Annotated in this window: 10 protein-coding genes; 7 read left to right on the forward strand and 3 right to left on the reverse strand. The window is 58.2% G+C overall.

The genetic code is table 11. The features are described 5' to 3' along the window. Positions 1-135 precede the first annotated feature (135 nt). Both Q7V03_RS19870 and Q7V03_RS19875 read right to left on the reverse strand, forming a co-directional pair. Positions 136-2,181, reverse strand: coding sequence for a Hint domain-containing protein (locus Q7V03_RS19870; RefSeq protein ID WP_304927335.1), 2,046 nt, complete (start codon positions 2,179-2,181; stop codon positions 136-138). Positions 2,182-2,720: 539 nt separating this feature from the next. Further along, the gene (locus Q7V03_RS19875; RefSeq protein WP_304927326.1) at positions 2,721-4,940 is read right to left on the reverse strand and encodes an ATP-binding protein; all 2,220 of its coding nucleotides are present in this window, start codon (positions 4,938-4,940) and stop codon (positions 2,721-2,723) included. Here Q7V03_RS19875 and Q7V03_RS19880 point away from each other — a divergent pair. Further along, complete coding sequence (locus Q7V03_RS19880; RefSeq protein WP_304927327.1) at positions 4,920-5,219, forward strand: hypothetical protein; 300 nt, start codon at positions 4,920-4,922, stop codon at positions 5,217-5,219. The two genes, Q7V03_RS19875 and Q7V03_RS19880, sit on opposite strands and share 21 nt — an antisense overlap. A gap of 102 nt (positions 5,220-5,321) precedes the next feature. On the opposite strand, the gene Q7V03_RS19885 is transcribed toward Q7V03_RS19880, so the two are convergent. After that, the gene (locus Q7V03_RS19885) at positions 5,322-5,816 is read right to left on the reverse strand and encodes an oxidoreductase (RefSeq protein WP_304927328.1); all 495 of its coding nucleotides are present in this window, start codon (positions 5,814-5,816) and stop codon (positions 5,322-5,324) included. A gap of 270 nt (positions 5,817-6,086) precedes the next feature. Here Q7V03_RS19885 and Q7V03_RS19890 point away from each other — a divergent pair, with 270 nt between their 5' ends. From Q7V03_RS19890 to Q7V03_RS19915, 6 genes are all read left to right on the forward strand, one after another. Next, a complete protein-coding gene (locus tag Q7V03_RS19890; RefSeq protein WP_304927329.1) occupies positions 6,087-6,740 on the forward strand; it encodes a response regulator transcription factor in 654 nt (217 codons plus the stop codon). Between the two features lie 571 nt (positions 6,741-7,311). Next, the gene (locus Q7V03_RS19895) at positions 7,312-8,295 is read left to right on the forward strand and encodes an efflux RND transporter periplasmic adaptor subunit (protein ID WP_304927330.1); all 984 of its coding nucleotides are present in this window, start codon (positions 7,312-7,314) and stop codon (positions 8,293-8,295) included. Then, entirely contained in the window at positions 8,292-11,513 is a 3,222-nt protein-coding gene (locus tag Q7V03_RS19900) for an efflux RND transporter permease subunit (RefSeq protein WP_304927331.1), read from the forward strand. The genes Q7V03_RS19895 and Q7V03_RS19900 overlap by 4 nt, the downstream gene beginning before the upstream one ends. A 56-nt stretch (positions 11,514-11,569) precedes the next feature. Continuing rightward, entirely contained in the window at positions 11,570-12,856 is a 1,287-nt protein-coding gene (locus Q7V03_RS19905; RefSeq protein WP_304927332.1) for an NAD(P)/FAD-dependent oxidoreductase, read from the forward strand. Between the two features lie 51 nt (positions 12,857-12,907). Further along, a complete protein-coding gene (locus tag Q7V03_RS19910; protein ID WP_304927333.1) occupies positions 12,908-13,111 on the forward strand; it encodes a DUF2892 domain-containing protein in 204 nt (67 codons plus the stop codon). Positions 13,112-13,152: 41 nt separating this feature from the next. Continuing rightward, positions 13,153-13,485, forward strand: coding sequence for a helix-turn-helix transcriptional regulator (locus tag Q7V03_RS19915; RefSeq protein ID WP_304927334.1), 333 nt, complete (start codon positions 13,153-13,155; stop codon positions 13,483-13,485). The last annotated feature ends 318 nt before the right edge of the window (positions 13,486-13,803 follow it).

Below are 13,803 nucleotides of genomic sequence, written 5' to 3' on the forward strand. Positions count from 1 at the left end.
TGGACACACTAGCCGCTACGATTGCGTCTTATTTGAGTGTGTGCGAGGTGTTGCCGCGAAGTCGCCACATCAGCGACACAGATTTGCTGATGTGGCGACCGCGCAGCGCAGCGATCGAGACTTTGTGCCGCCTTGCTAGGCCGCCAGCAAGACGAGCGCCTCATGGGCTTTCAGCGTAAGTCGCGCCGCGTCAAACTCTGCGAAGCGATTCGCGTCAGAAAGCTCGGGAAAGATTGCCGCCAGTTCTTGCCGCTGGTCGGCATCGATCCCAGCCAGGGTGCGATCCCCGGGCTGAAAACTTTCGCTCCATGCGCCATCGGCAAGCACAATCTCGTGCTGATCGAACATGATATGTATGTAAGTCACCGACTCTAAATAGACTTCCTCGATGCCGGGAAGCGAAACAAGATGCTTTGCCCGGACCAAGACTTCATGGGTATCAAACAGCAGTTCGGCTCTTGGACTGGACACCATCATGCGATGCTGACGCGATACCAGCATATCGCGGTTGGGGGTGTCGTTGCCAAAGGCCCCGCGCTGAATTGAGATCGGTTGCAGCGCAGCATCTGCCGCGAGCAGCGCGCTCGATAGGCGCTTGATTCCGACCCACACAATAGGTCTGAAGCCGTGATCCAGCGTCAGCACCAGATCGCCCGCCTTCAGAGTCTCGATCGCATGTGCACCCTGAGGTGTGGCAATCAATGTACCGGGTGTGAAACAGGCGACGATGTTCTCAACATTGGTGAAGGACAGAGTTTCGCCGGTTCTTCCTCCTTCTGCATTCAGCAGATAGACGGTGCCGTTTTCGCCATTCATTGGATCATAGTCGATTTCGTAGCGCCCGATGCCGTATAGGTTGAGCGTGTCAAAGTCTGTTCCGGTCTCACCCCCGTCAATCTCATCGCCGACGCTGCCATAAATCAGGTCAGCCCCCCCCCCGGCATGAACGTGATCCGCGCCTGCGCCGGTATTGATGGTGTCATTGCCACCCCCGGTGTAGATTAAATCGTCGCCGCTGCCCGTTCTGATATCGAACGTTTCAATTCCCGCGTAGGTAACCGTTCCAGTAACACCCTTGGTAAAGGCACCTGCATACCCGGTGTCCAAAATGCCCACGGGTATCGTGCTTATGACGTCTGTCGTCGCGTTGGCGTAATCAACCACAAGTGTGTCATTGCCCACGCCGCCTGCAACCCCGTCTGTGCCGCCCCTTACCGTGATGCTATCGTCGCCTGCACCAGTGAAGATGGTGTCGGTATCGGTACCGGAAATAATGGTGTCATTTCCAGAGCTTGCGGTGATTGTGTTGGCGCCATTGCCGGCATCGATGTAGTTGCCGCCGCTCGTCACGGCGATGGTGTCAACACCAGTACCGCCGTAAATGGTGTTGTTGCCCGAGGTGGCTGTGATCGTATTGGCACCATCCCCCGCATAAATTATGTTTGTGCCAGAGGTCACGGTGATCGTATCGACACCACTGCCAGCGTGGATAATGTTATTGCCACGGACGGCTGTGATCGTATTGGCGCCTTCGCCCGCGAAGATGTTGTTGTTACCATCCGTCACGGTGATGGTATCGGCCCCGGCACCCGTGACGATAAGTTTATCCCCACCAATCCCCGTGATGGTGTTGGCGCCTTCGCCCGCGTTGATGATATCGTTACCGCTACCGACGGTGATCGTATCGACACCGGCACCGGTTTTTACGGTATTGTTGCCTTCGCCCGCATCGATCAGGTTGTCGCCGGCCCCCGCAGTTTCAATATAGTCATTTCCCGCACCTGTGGTCAGCGTGTTAGAGCCTGACCCGGCAAGAACGGTGAAATGTTCAATACTGCCCGGCGTCGTGGTGACAGAGCCAGTGCCGAGTGCCGCGAACCCGGTGGTCGCGGTGCCAATCACCGAGTTAGTTGCGGTGTGATAGTCAATGACCAGGCGATCATCGCCCAAGCCGCCATTGACCACATCGAGTCCACCCGTCACGGTGATCACGTTATCGCCCGCATTTCCGGTGATCGTATTGCTTGACGTGTTGTCCACCACGTCGATTGCGCCGGTTCCGGTCAGCTGCACATTTGCGATTCCCGTCGCAAGCTTCAAATGAATACCCGCTGACAAAGCCCCCGAATCGACGGTGATGTTGCTTTTGGTGATCGTCGCGGTTTCATTGCTGTAACCCACCGCCAACTTGATCGTATCGCCGGGCAAGGCCGCAACCAGTGCGGCTTGAATTGTCGGGTAGGTGGAAAGCAGTCCAACGGTCAAGGTTGCCATTTTTATTCCTTCAGCGACGGCGGGACGTGACTTCACATCCGGGCCAAGCGCGGTACTTGTTAATTTCTATGGATTTTATCGGTCGGTCAGACAGGTTTCTTGTGCCGTACCTGACCGTTTGCGGGCATGCGCCGCATCTTGGCGCTATGCGCGTTGCGTCAGCTGAATGGTCGACGCCACATTGCAAACCAGTGTAAGCAATACCTATCGTGCTCTGCCCCGAGTAAGGGCAGGTGTTTCAGATGCCTTTTGGCTTTCATAAAATGCCTGTTGGTCGATCACCCCAGGTCCGCCACCCAGAGTAAATTTGTTGCCCAATTTTTACTAGCATGCGGTAGTGCCAAACGGCGTGGCGCAAAGGCATAACCGGCGCTATCTTCCGCGTGAGAGGCTGTGCCAAAGATAGTGAGGTCTCGGGTTTTTGACGATCAGACCGCTGCAGGGCCTTAGGTGTTTGCACCAACCAGCAGTGGAAATGGTGTCTCAAACCACTCGTCCGTGTCTTGTTTGGCCGCGATGGCCGCATCCAGCAGCGTGGCAATTGCCATGTACTGGCCGGCCCTTATCGCATCCTCAAGCGCGCAAAGCAGCTTATACAACCGATGCGCCCCAATCACTGCGACTGACCCGGCGGCTTGGTGCATTTGCGTGGCCAGCGCATCGTCCAAGGGCGCATCGCGGGCGCTGATCAAGGCAAGGTTTGCATCGCTCAGGGCAGTATGCACCAACGCCAGAAAATCATCGCGTTGTAACACAGCCTGCATGTCGCGCAGACTTTCAACGGCGATCAGCGGGTGTGGGTTGTCCTGCGCAGTCGCAGGCGCAGGAGGAGGCGCAGAGGCCAAACCCTGCAAATGGATCGCCAATGCAGCCGAGGTGATCGGTTTGACCCGTGTGCAGTTCATTCCAGCCGCTATGAACCGCGCGAAGTCTTGCGGCATGGCATTGGCGGTCACCCCCATGATCGGAACCTTGGCCGAGGCCCCACTGGCGCGAATCAACCGCGTGGCTTCCAAACCGTTCATTTCCGGCATGTTGATATCCATCAGGATCAAGTCGAACTGGCGCTGAGCTGCGACTTTGACGGCGACCGCCCCATCACTCGCCAATTCGACGCTATGCCCCAGCCGCTTTAGCATTTGTTCCAGCAGCAATCGGTTCACCACGTTGTCATCCACCACCAGCACAGTCAGCGGCGAAACCGATGCCTCATCCTGCGCCGCCTCGACGCGATCAACGGGTATGAGCGGTGCGATGCTTTGCGGAATGTCGAACCAGAAGCGGCTGCCGTTTCCGAAGGTGCTTTCAAGCTGCAATGTGCCGCCCATTAAATCGACGGCACGGCGCACGATACCCAACCCAAGACCCGATGCGCCAAAGGATTCCAGCCTCGGATCGGCCACGGTCACAAAATCATCAAAAATGCGGGTCAGGTGCTGGGGTTCAATGCCAATCCCTGTATCGCGCACTTCAACCCGCATTTTCCCCACCATGTCAGGCGTCGGGAAAATCCGTACAGTGATCGTGCCCTGTTTGGTGAATTTGATCGCGTTGCCCACCAGATTGGCCAATGCGCTGCGAAACGCGCGGCGATTGCCCAGCATCGGCCCCGACAAAGCGGGGTCGAAATCAAGCGACAGCAAGGTAGTATTGGCAGATGCAAGGTACTGCATCTGATCCACGATTAACTTTGCAAGCTCGACTGGAAAAAATGTCAACACCACACCCGGAACATCTGCCGCATCGTCCGAGGCCAGTTGCAGCACCTCTTCAATCTGCTCAAGCGCGGCACCCGCGCAATCCCGTGCAATTTTTCGCAATGGCCGTCTTTGTGCGTCCGTGGTAGTCCCACCCAAAAGGTCGATTGCCGCGATGACGCCATGCAACGGCGTGCGCATTTCGTGGCTCATCACCGCCAGAAAGCGCGCGTTGGCGGCAGCCCTGCGTTCGGCTTCAAGCCGCGCCGCCCGTTGTATTGCATCGGCCTCGACCAGTTTTGTGATATCGCGCAGAAAGGCGAGGAAGATCGGCTTGCCGTCGACGTCCACATCCGAAGCGATGGCAACCTCTGCCATGAAATCAGAGCCGTCGCTTTTTTGCAGCGTCAGACGCACCCGACCCTTGTTGGCCGAACGTACCAGGTTTGCTGCTATCTGCCGCCCGCTCAGTTGGCCCTTTCGCTGGGCACGATCGTCGCGGTGCAACAGGTTTTCGACAAGATCGCCCTTCACCTCGGCAAGGCTGTGGCCAAACATGGTTTCAGCCGCCGTGTTAAAGCTGCTGATCCGGCCAGAAACATCGGTGATGATCACCGCATCCAGCGATGTTTCGATCGCTTTGGTTAAATTCGCGCTGATGCGGGCGAAATCCACAGTGCGCCGCGTCAACAACGAAGATTGCCGCAGCACGAACACCGCGATGCCCCCCAACAAGATGGCGGCGCCTTGGGTCAGCACCATCAGCCATTTCAGCACAAGCACGCGGTTCGAGAATTCTGTCGTGTCGTTGCGCACGATCCCGTCAAGGGTGTCCATAGCGTTCTGCCGCAAAACTGGTAAAATTAACTCGGCCTCGGCCAAAAGCCTCCGAAAATAATCGGCGTTCTGCCCCGCACTGTTGTCAACAAGCGGCGCAAGCTCGCGCAGATGGGCCTCGATCTTGGACATCCCCAGACGCAGCGCAAGTCGTTTATTATCTTCAATGCGAAAGTAGTTTATGCGCGCCGAAACGATGCTGATGCGCCTAAAATAAATGTCAAAACTGTTGACAACCGCGGCAATGGCGTTGGGCCTGCTGGCCAAAGGCGCATCAACAGCGTTGTGCGTTGCCAGAAGAAAGCGTTGAAACTCGACTTCCAGTTGCGACACGGTCCAGATGGAATTGTCGAATCGACCGGACTTCAGAGCATCCATCTTTTTCATGACAACCAGGGCTGTCAGCTCTAACCCAATGATCCCTACTATAATGAGGGCCGCAGTGAAGTTGCCCAGACCGCGGTTGGTTACGTTTTTTCTTAACCAAGCCCAAATTGGGATCGTGATGCGCATTTATGGGGCGTTCACACGCAACTGGATCAGTTGCCACACGCTTTGTGAGTAAATCAGATCGTTTCTGTATTTTTCATATGAATCAAATGGGTAGATCAGCCAAATTGGCCCCGACTCGCGCAGCGAAAATGGCAGGCCGTTCTTGCGTGTCGCCAGAATCGGATAAGATGCATCTACAGTGTCAGGCGAAAGCGCGATGCTGTATTCGTTGGCGGCAATGGCCGTGATCTGCCCTGGCTCGGCTTCGATCGAATCCAGCACCGACATCAGAGTAGGGCCCGAAAAAGATACCATACCTTCGGTCCAGATTGTGGTGGTGCTAAAGCTGGTTTGTGGCAAAGCGTCCAGCATGGCAAGGTCAAACTGGGCTGTCGTGCCTGCGTTTCGCCGATGGATGGCGCCATCTGCTTCCAACAGCACCGTGCCCTGCGGCATCGCAAGGGCGGGCGTCTGTGCCAAAGCCGAGATCGGCACCCAACAGGCAAGTGAAGCCACAAATGTACGCCTTGATATCATTCGATATGCCCTTTCCACGGCCAAACGACACATTGACCTCTCTATCGCATGACGCGCGTGCATGAAATACAGCAGAGTTGATAGTTATACTTTAGATAGATTGGCGCAGGGTCATATACTTTAGTAACTGATCTATGTTGTTGCATATCCTATGGATATCATGCGAATTCATTGGAATGTGCCAGTGCCAGAAGGTCATGTAAGTGTGCCAAAAACAAGAAAAATGTGCAGAGAAAGCCGCACCTTCGTATGGAAAAATCACACACCCACTCCACAGTTTCCGTTCTGATTGCGGATGATCACGACCTTGTGCGGGACGCATTGGCGCAGGCTCTGTCGTTCGATAAACGGTTTTCCGTAACCACAGCAGACAGCTACATGGCGGCTTTGGCCGCAATCTCTAAACTTGGCAAAGTCGATGTGCTGTTGTTGGATATCGTCATGCCGGGGATGAATGGGCTGAAAAGCATCGAGGATTTCGTCAAGGTGAACGCCGACGGCGCGGTTGTGGTGTTTTCGGGCAATATCGCTCCTGACTTTATCACGCAGGCCTTGGCGCTGGGGGCACGCGGTTTCATCCCAAAGACGCTGCCGCTAAAATCGCTTGCGACAGCGATCCATCTGATAGCCTCGGGGCAGATTTTTGTGCCCTTCGTCGCATATAGCCCGCCAAAAGAGCCGGAAATCGAAGATCTGGAGCGCCTATCACTCAAGGAACTGCGCATCCTGAACCACGTCTCTGACGGTCTGACCAACAAAGAAATTGCTTGGAAAGTTGATGTTGCAGAAGTGACCGTGAAAATGCACATGCGGTCGATTTGCACAAAACTGAAAGCAAAAAACCGTGCCCATGCGGCAATTATCGCCGCGCAGAATGGGCTGTTGCTGCACAACACCTTTTAGGCTGAATGGGTTTGCTGGCTGTGCCATCCCGGCACATTGCATCGATCCTAGCTGCCTGCGCGTGTTCAGCGCAAGGTCCGTGCCGTCATTGCGGTTTGGGTGACCCACGACAACACACAGCCCCCCATCCGGCCTTTGGCGACCTGACGCAGGCGTTGCCCCCTTGTCGGACAGAGACTGCAGGGCCATCGGGGTGGCGTCGGCATTGCCCGCGTTGCTTTGGAAAGATTGCACCATCAAAGCCCGGGATCAAACAGCTAGGGTTCGAAGTCAGTGATGGACCAAGCATAGGCCGCAACAGTGGTGGCCAGTGTGGCCGCCAGATTCTTTCTTATGATCAGCTTCCGATGATTTCACATTCCATATGCTAAATGTAATGTCGCGCGGCCGTTCTGCGGATGATCTGGATCATATTTGACGCCAAAATTCTCAGATAGACTTACCCAAACGGCCCGCGCGTCTGAACCTGAGCGCTCGGGATACGGCCAGTTGCGGCATTTTCTTGCAAATTATACATTTACAAATTCATATATAAGAATATGTATGCTGCACCGAAGTGAGGACCTGAATCATGCGCTCTGCCCTGAAAAGCCTTTTATGCGCCGTGCTGCCCTTGTTTGGCGGCTTGGCTTATGCTGAAACGCCAGCCCTGCAGCCGACCACGATCATCGAGTGGAAGGCGGTTTACGGTCAGGTCGAGGCAAGGGACCGCATCCCCGCGCGGGCTCGCCTTGGTGGTACATTGATTGGGTTGACCGTTGTCGAGGGAGATCTGGTCACCGCGGGTCAGCCCATCGGGCGGATAGAAGATGAAAAGCTGGCGTTTCAACTCTCGGCGCTTTCTGCGCAGCGGGGCGCGTTGGAAGCACAGTTGACGAATGCGCAAGCCGAACTCACGCGGGGCGAAAGCCTGCTGAAGCAGGGGGTGACGACAGCGCAGGGGTTGGATGCCTTGCGCACGCGGGTCGATGTGTTCAAGGGCCAGATCGCGGCGCTGGATGCGCAGACCGAGGTGATCAGCCAACAGGTCAAAGAGGGCACGGTGCTGGCGCCTGCCGATGGGCGGGTGCTGGATGTGCCCGTCTCGAAAGGCGGGGTGGTGATGCCGGGCGAGGAGATTGCCCTGATCGGCGGTGGCGGAACCTTCCTGCGGATCTCTATTCCTGAACGTCATGCCCCCAGCCTGCATCAGGGCGACAAGATCGAGATTTCCGCAGGCGATACGACCCAGACGGGCACCCTGTCGCGGATTTACCCGCTGATTCAGAATGGAAGGGTGATTGCCGATGTTGAACTGGCAGGTCTGCCCGATACCTTCGTCCAAGCGCGAATGCTGGTGCGGCTGCCGGTTGGCCAGCGGAACGCGCTGATGGTGCCGGTGACGGCGATTTCGTCAACCGCCGGTCTGGATTTTGTTGGCGTCGAAACGGCCTCTGGGCCGGTTCAACGCAGCGTCGTTCCGGGAGAACACGCGATCATTGACGGGGTCGAGATGGTTGAGATTCTGTCAGGCCTTGAAGCGGGTGACCACATCCTACCCAGTGCCGCAAAATGAGTAATTTCTCTGACAAGCCGGCAGACAAGCCTTTGGGTCTCGCCGGACGTCTGACTCAGGCCTTCATTCAATCGGCCCTGACCCCGCTGTTCATTCTGGCCGCCCTCGCCGCCGGGATGTTGGCCGTCGTCTCGCTTCCGCGCGAGGAAGAGCCGCAAATCTCGGTGCCGATGGTCGATATCCATGTGCAAGCGCAAGGCTTGAAGGCTGAGGATGCCGTCAAGCTGGTAACCGAACCCCTTGAGGTCATCGTAAAGGGGATCAACGGGGTGGAGCATGTCTATTCTTCGACCCGCGACGACGCGGCCATGGTCACGGCGCGCTTCGCCGTGGGGACCAATGCCGACGAAGCGATGCTGCGCGTGCATGACAAGGTGCGCGCCAACATGGACCGGATTCCCTTGGGCATCCCCGAACCCCTGATCATCGGGCGCGGCATTGATGATGTGGCGATCTTGTCCCTGACGCTGTCTTCAGCCCCCGGCGAGAACATTTCGGCCAACGACCTGACCCGCATCGCCCGCACCCTGCAGACCGAGGTTGCCAAGGCCGACAACGTCGGACTGACCTATCTGGTCGGCGACGCGCAGGATGCCATCCAGATCCAGCCTGATCCGGATCGGTTGGCGCTTTACGGTGTGACGCTGCAACAACTGGCGCTGAAGGTGGGACAAGCGAACCGCACGCTGAACACCGGCAAGCTGCGCGACGGCGGTCAACAGATCGACCTTGTGGCGGGCCAGACACTGACCGCGCCAGCCGCTGTGGCGCAGCTTTTGCTGACCACGCGGGATGGCCGCCCGGTCTATGTTTCTGACGTGGCCGCGGTCGTCTATGTGGCCGATACCTCTGACCATACCGTCGCCAACATCATCCGCAACGCCGATGGGTCGATCACCCGGTCCCCCGCCGTTACGCTGGCCATTGCCAAGCGCGCTGGCGCCAATGCGGTTGTGGTGGCCGAACAGGTCCTTACGCAGGTCGAGGCGCTTAAGGGCCATCAAATCCCTGACTCGGTGACCGTCACCGTCACCCGCGACTATGGTGAGACCGCCAATGAGAAAGCCAACGAGCTGCTGTTCCACCTTGGACTTGCCACGGTGTCGATCATCGTTCTGGTCCTGTTTGCCATCGGCTGGCGCGAGGCCATCGTGGTGGCCATCGTCATCCCGGTCACGATCCTGCTGACGCTGTTTGCGGCGTGGATCATGGGTTACACGCTGAACCGCGTTAGCCTGTTTGCGCTGATTTTCTCGATCGGGATTCTGGTCGACGATGCCATCGTGGTGATCGAGAACATCGCGCGGCATTGGGGCATGAAGGATGGCCGCAGCCGGTCCGCCGCCGCCATCGACGCGGTGGCCGAGGTGGGCAATCCCACCATCGTGGCCACACTGACCGTGGTGGCGGCGCTGCTGCCGATGCTATTCGTCTCGGGCCTGATGGGGCCGTATATGTCGCCCATCCCGGCCAATGCCAGCGCCGCGATGATCTTCTCGTTCTTTGTGGCCGTCATCATCACCCCGTGGCTGATGGTCAAGATCGCGGGCCGGGCCGATATAACGGCGCACGGCGATGACGACATCTCTGGCGAGCATCACGGCGGCTGGATGGCGCGCGCCTATAACCGCGTGGCCCGGCCCTTGCTGCAGTCAAAGGCGCGGTCGCTGACCTTCCTGCTTGTGACTGCGGCGCTGTCCTTCGGCTCGCTGGTTGCCCTGTATACCCGCGATGTCACGGTCAAGCTTTTGCCCTTCGACAATAAATCTGAACTGTCGGTGATGATCGACCTGCCCGAAGGGTCTTCGGTCGAAGCGACCGACCGCGTCGCACAGGACGTGGCCGCGATCGTCATGCAGATGCCGGAGGTGACCACCGTGCAGACCCATGCCGGAACCGCGGCCCCCTTCAACTTCAACGGTCTGGTGCGGCACTACTACCTGCGTCAGGAACCGCAATTGGGCGAAGTGGCGATCAATCTGACGCCAAAGGGCGACCGTGCCCGCGCCAGCCATGCCATAGCACTGGACATCCGCACCAAGCTGGCCGCACTGACCATGCCGGCCGGCAGCAGCCTGAAAGTGGTCGAACCGCCGCCCGGCCCGCCGGTGATCTCGACCCTTCTGGCCGAGGTCTATGGCCCCGACGCCGCCACCCGCCGCGCTGCCGCCGCCAAGATTCAAATGGCGTTTGAGGCGGTCCCCTTCATCGTCGATGTTGATAACAGTTACGGCACCCCGGCGCGCCGGTTGCGGGCGACGGTGTCGACCGACAACCTCGACTTCTTCGGGGTGCAGGAACAAGACGTGTTCGACACCATCGCCTTGCTGAACGGCGGGCAGACGGTGGGCTATTCCAACCGGGGCGAGGGGCGGCTCCCGATCCCGCTGCAGGTCGCGCGGCCCAAGTCTGACCGCGTGATGGACCAGCGATTCATGACCACGCCGATCCCTGCCAATGTGCTGCCCGGCGCCAAATCGGTGGTGGAACTGGGCGATGTCGTGACAGTGGCGGAAGAGCCCGCTTCTTATCCGATCTTCCGCCACAATGGCCGCTACGCCGAGATGGTGACGGCGGAACTGGCTGGGCAATTTGAAGCGCCTTTGTACGGCATGCTCGCCGTGGCCGATCAAATCAGCAAACAGGACTGGCCGAACGGCAAGCCCACCATCAGCTTGCACGGCCAGCCGCAGGACGAAAGCCGCGTCACGCTTCTGTGGGATGGCGAGTGGGAAGTCACCTTCGTCACCTTCCGCGACATGGGGGCGGCCTTCGGCGTGGCCTTGCTGGGCATTTACATCCTTGTGGTCGCCCAATTTGGCTCGTTCCGGCTGCCCTTGGTAATCCTGACGCCAATCCCGTTGACTTTCCTTGGCATCGTAGCGGGACACTGGCTGTTTGGCGCGCCCTTCTCGGCCACCTCGATGATCGGCTTCATCGCCCTGGCGGGGATCATCGTCAGGAACTCGATCCTGCTGGTCGACTTCATCCGCAACAGCGGCAACGGCCTGGTCACCATCGACATTCTGGTCGAGGCCGGGGCGGTCCGCTTCAAGCCGATCCTCTTGACGGCTATTGCCGCCATGATCGGGGCCGTGGTGATCCTGTCCGACCCGATCTTCCAGGGCCTGGCGATCTCGCTGCTGTTCGGGCTGCTGTCGTCAACCCTGCTGACCGTGCTGGTCATCCCGGCGATCTACCGCGTGTTCAAGACCTGACGTTCTGCCCGCCGGGCGGGAGGCCCTGCGGTTCATACGTAACAGAGGAGTTTGCAATGGCGCATGTCGTCGTACTTGGAGCGGGACTTGGCGGGGCCATCATGGCCTACGAACTCAAGGACCAGCTTCGCAAAGAAGACACGGTCACCGTGGTGACCAAGGACCCGACCTATCACTTCGTCCCCTCGAACCCGTGGATTGCGGTGGGTTGGCGCAAGCGCGCGGAGATTACCGTCGATCTGGCCCCGACAATGGCCAAGAGGAAGATCAACTTTATCCCTGTTGCCGCCGAACGTCTGCACCCGCAGGAGAACCGCATTGAACTGGTTGACGGCCAATCGGTGGCTTACGACTATCTTGTGATTGCCACCGGCCCTGAGCTGGCCTTTGACGAGGTTCCGGGCCTTGGCCCGCAGGACGGCTTTACCCAGTCGGTCTGCCACATCGACCATGCTGAAAAGGCCGAACTGGCCTTCCAGCACCTGCTGAAGAACCCCGGCCCGGTGATCATCGGGGCGGCACAGGGGGCAAGCTGCTTCGGCCCGGCGTATGAGTTTCTGTTCATCCTTGAAACCGCTCTGCGCCGCGCGGAAATCCGCGACAAGGTGCCGATGATCTTCGTGACCCCCGAGCCCTATGTCGGCCACCTGGGCATTGATGGCGTGGGCGACACCAAGGGCCTTCTGGAATCCGAGATGCGGTCCAAGACGATCAAATGGATGACCTCGACCCGGATCAAAAAGGTCGAAGACGGCAAGATGACCGTGGAGGAGGTTGGTGAAGATGGCGTGGCCAAGCCCGAAAAGGTTCTGCCCTTCGCCTATTCCATGATGCTGCCCGCCTTTCGCGGCATCAAACCGGTGTCGGGGATTGAAGGTCTGTCCAATCCGCGCGGCTTTACCCTTGTCGATCAGCACCAGCAGAACCCAAGGTTCAAGAATATCTTTGCCGTGGGCGTCTGTGTGGCCATCCCGCCGCTTGCGCCTACTCCGGTGGCCTGCGGCGTGCCCAAGACCGGCTTCATGATTGAATCCATGGTTACAGCCACCGCCCACAACATCGGTAAACTGGTGCGCGGCGCAGAGCCTGATCAGGTCGGCACCTGGAACGCCATCTGTCTGGCTGATTTCGGCGACGGCGGCATCGCCTTTGTGGCGCAACCGCAAATCCCGCCGCGCAACGTGAACTGGTCGTCCAGTGGGAAATGGGTTCACCTCGCCAAGGTGGGATTCGAGAAATACTTCATGCGCAAGCTACGGCAGGGCAAGTCCGAGCCGTTCTACGAAAGCCTGGCACTCAAGGTGCTGGGCATCGACAAACTGAAAGAAACCAAAAAGGGCTAAGGCCCGCCGCCGGGACGTTTCGCCCCGGCCCCCAACCTTAAGGAAACTGAAATGACCCTCGATCGTTCCGTTCTGTTGTTCGCAGGCTGCATGACCCTGCTTAGCGTGGTCTTGACGGCCTTCGTCTCCCCCCATTTCGTCTGGTTCACCGTTTTTATTGGGGCGAACCTGATTCAGTCCTCCCTCACGGGCTTTTGCCCGGCAGCTTCGGTTTTCCGCGCGTTCGGAATCAAGAAGGGTTGCGCCTTCGAGTAAGCCGCGCATAAACATCAAGGCCCACAGTTGCAGGAGCCTCCATGACGAGACCCGTTCTTGACGCAGAAGGTTTTGGCGGCAGTGCCAATGCCGTGGCCAAGGCCGTGAACTTCCTGAAGACCCTATCGCATGAGGGGCGCTTGCAAATTCTGTGCCTTTTGCTGGATCAAGAGCTTTCGGTAGGCAGCCTCTCCGACGCGCTTGGTCTGTCACAGCCAACAGTTTCTCAGCAACTTATGCGACTGCGGGCCGAAGGCTATGTTGGGACACGTCGAGACGGAAAAACCGTGATCTACAATCTCTTGCGTGACGACGTTAAACCGGTAATCGCAGCGTTGCGCGACGCCTTTTGTCCTCCGCCCACAGCTATTTGAGACGTATCGGCCTGTAGAGTGGACCGCGCTATGGTTGAATTTGGGTGACGCGGATGATTAGGCGGCGCGGTTTGTGGCGTCTGGACCGCCTCACTGCGCTGCAACAGTTCTTCCCGATGCAACTTCGCCACGTGGGCAGCAGGCATAGAGCGAACGCCACGCACGGCAGCAAGTGCCGTGGTAATCCCCCCTGAAAGTAAGGGGCTGCATAAGTAGAATTTTCTCGGCAATATGAACGAGGAGATTCCGAATGAAGACAAGCAGATACACTGAGGCGCAGATCCTCGCGATCCTGCGTCAGGCTGAAGGCGGGATGCC

Origin of the sequence: Cypionkella sp. (assembly GCF_030652235.1) — a bacterium.
Lineage (GTDB): Bacteria > Pseudomonadota > Alphaproteobacteria > Rhodobacterales > Rhodobacteraceae > Cypionkella.

Coding starts and splice junctions, on each gene's coding strand:
- Q7V03_RS19880 (WP_304927327.1), top strand. CDS start 4,920: ATGGGCCTCGATCTTGGACATCCCCAGACGCAGCGCAAGTCGTTTATT.
- Q7V03_RS19875 (WP_304927326.1), bottom strand. CDS start 4,940: ATGTCCAAGATCGAGGCCCATCTGCGCGAGCTTGCGCCGCTTGTTGAC.
- Q7V03_RS19890 (WP_304927329.1), top strand. CDS start 6,087: ATGGAAAAATCACACACCCACTCCACAGTTTCCGTTCTGATTGCGGAT.
- Q7V03_RS19895 (WP_304927330.1), top strand. CDS start 7,312: ATGCGCTCTGCCCTGAAAAGCCTTTTATGCGCCGTGCTGCCCTTGTTT.
- Q7V03_RS19900 (WP_304927331.1), top strand. CDS start 8,292: ATGAGTAATTTCTCTGACAAGCCGGCAGACAAGCCTTTGGGTCTCGCC.
- Q7V03_RS19905 (WP_304927332.1), top strand. CDS start 11,570: ATGGCGCATGTCGTCGTACTTGGAGCGGGACTTGGCGGGGCCATCATG.
- Q7V03_RS19910 (WP_304927333.1), top strand. CDS start 12,908: ATGACCCTCGATCGTTCCGTTCTGTTGTTCGCAGGCTGCATGACCCTG.
- Q7V03_RS19915 (WP_304927334.1), top strand. CDS start 13,153: ATGACGAGACCCGTTCTTGACGCAGAAGGTTTTGGCGGCAGTGCCAAT.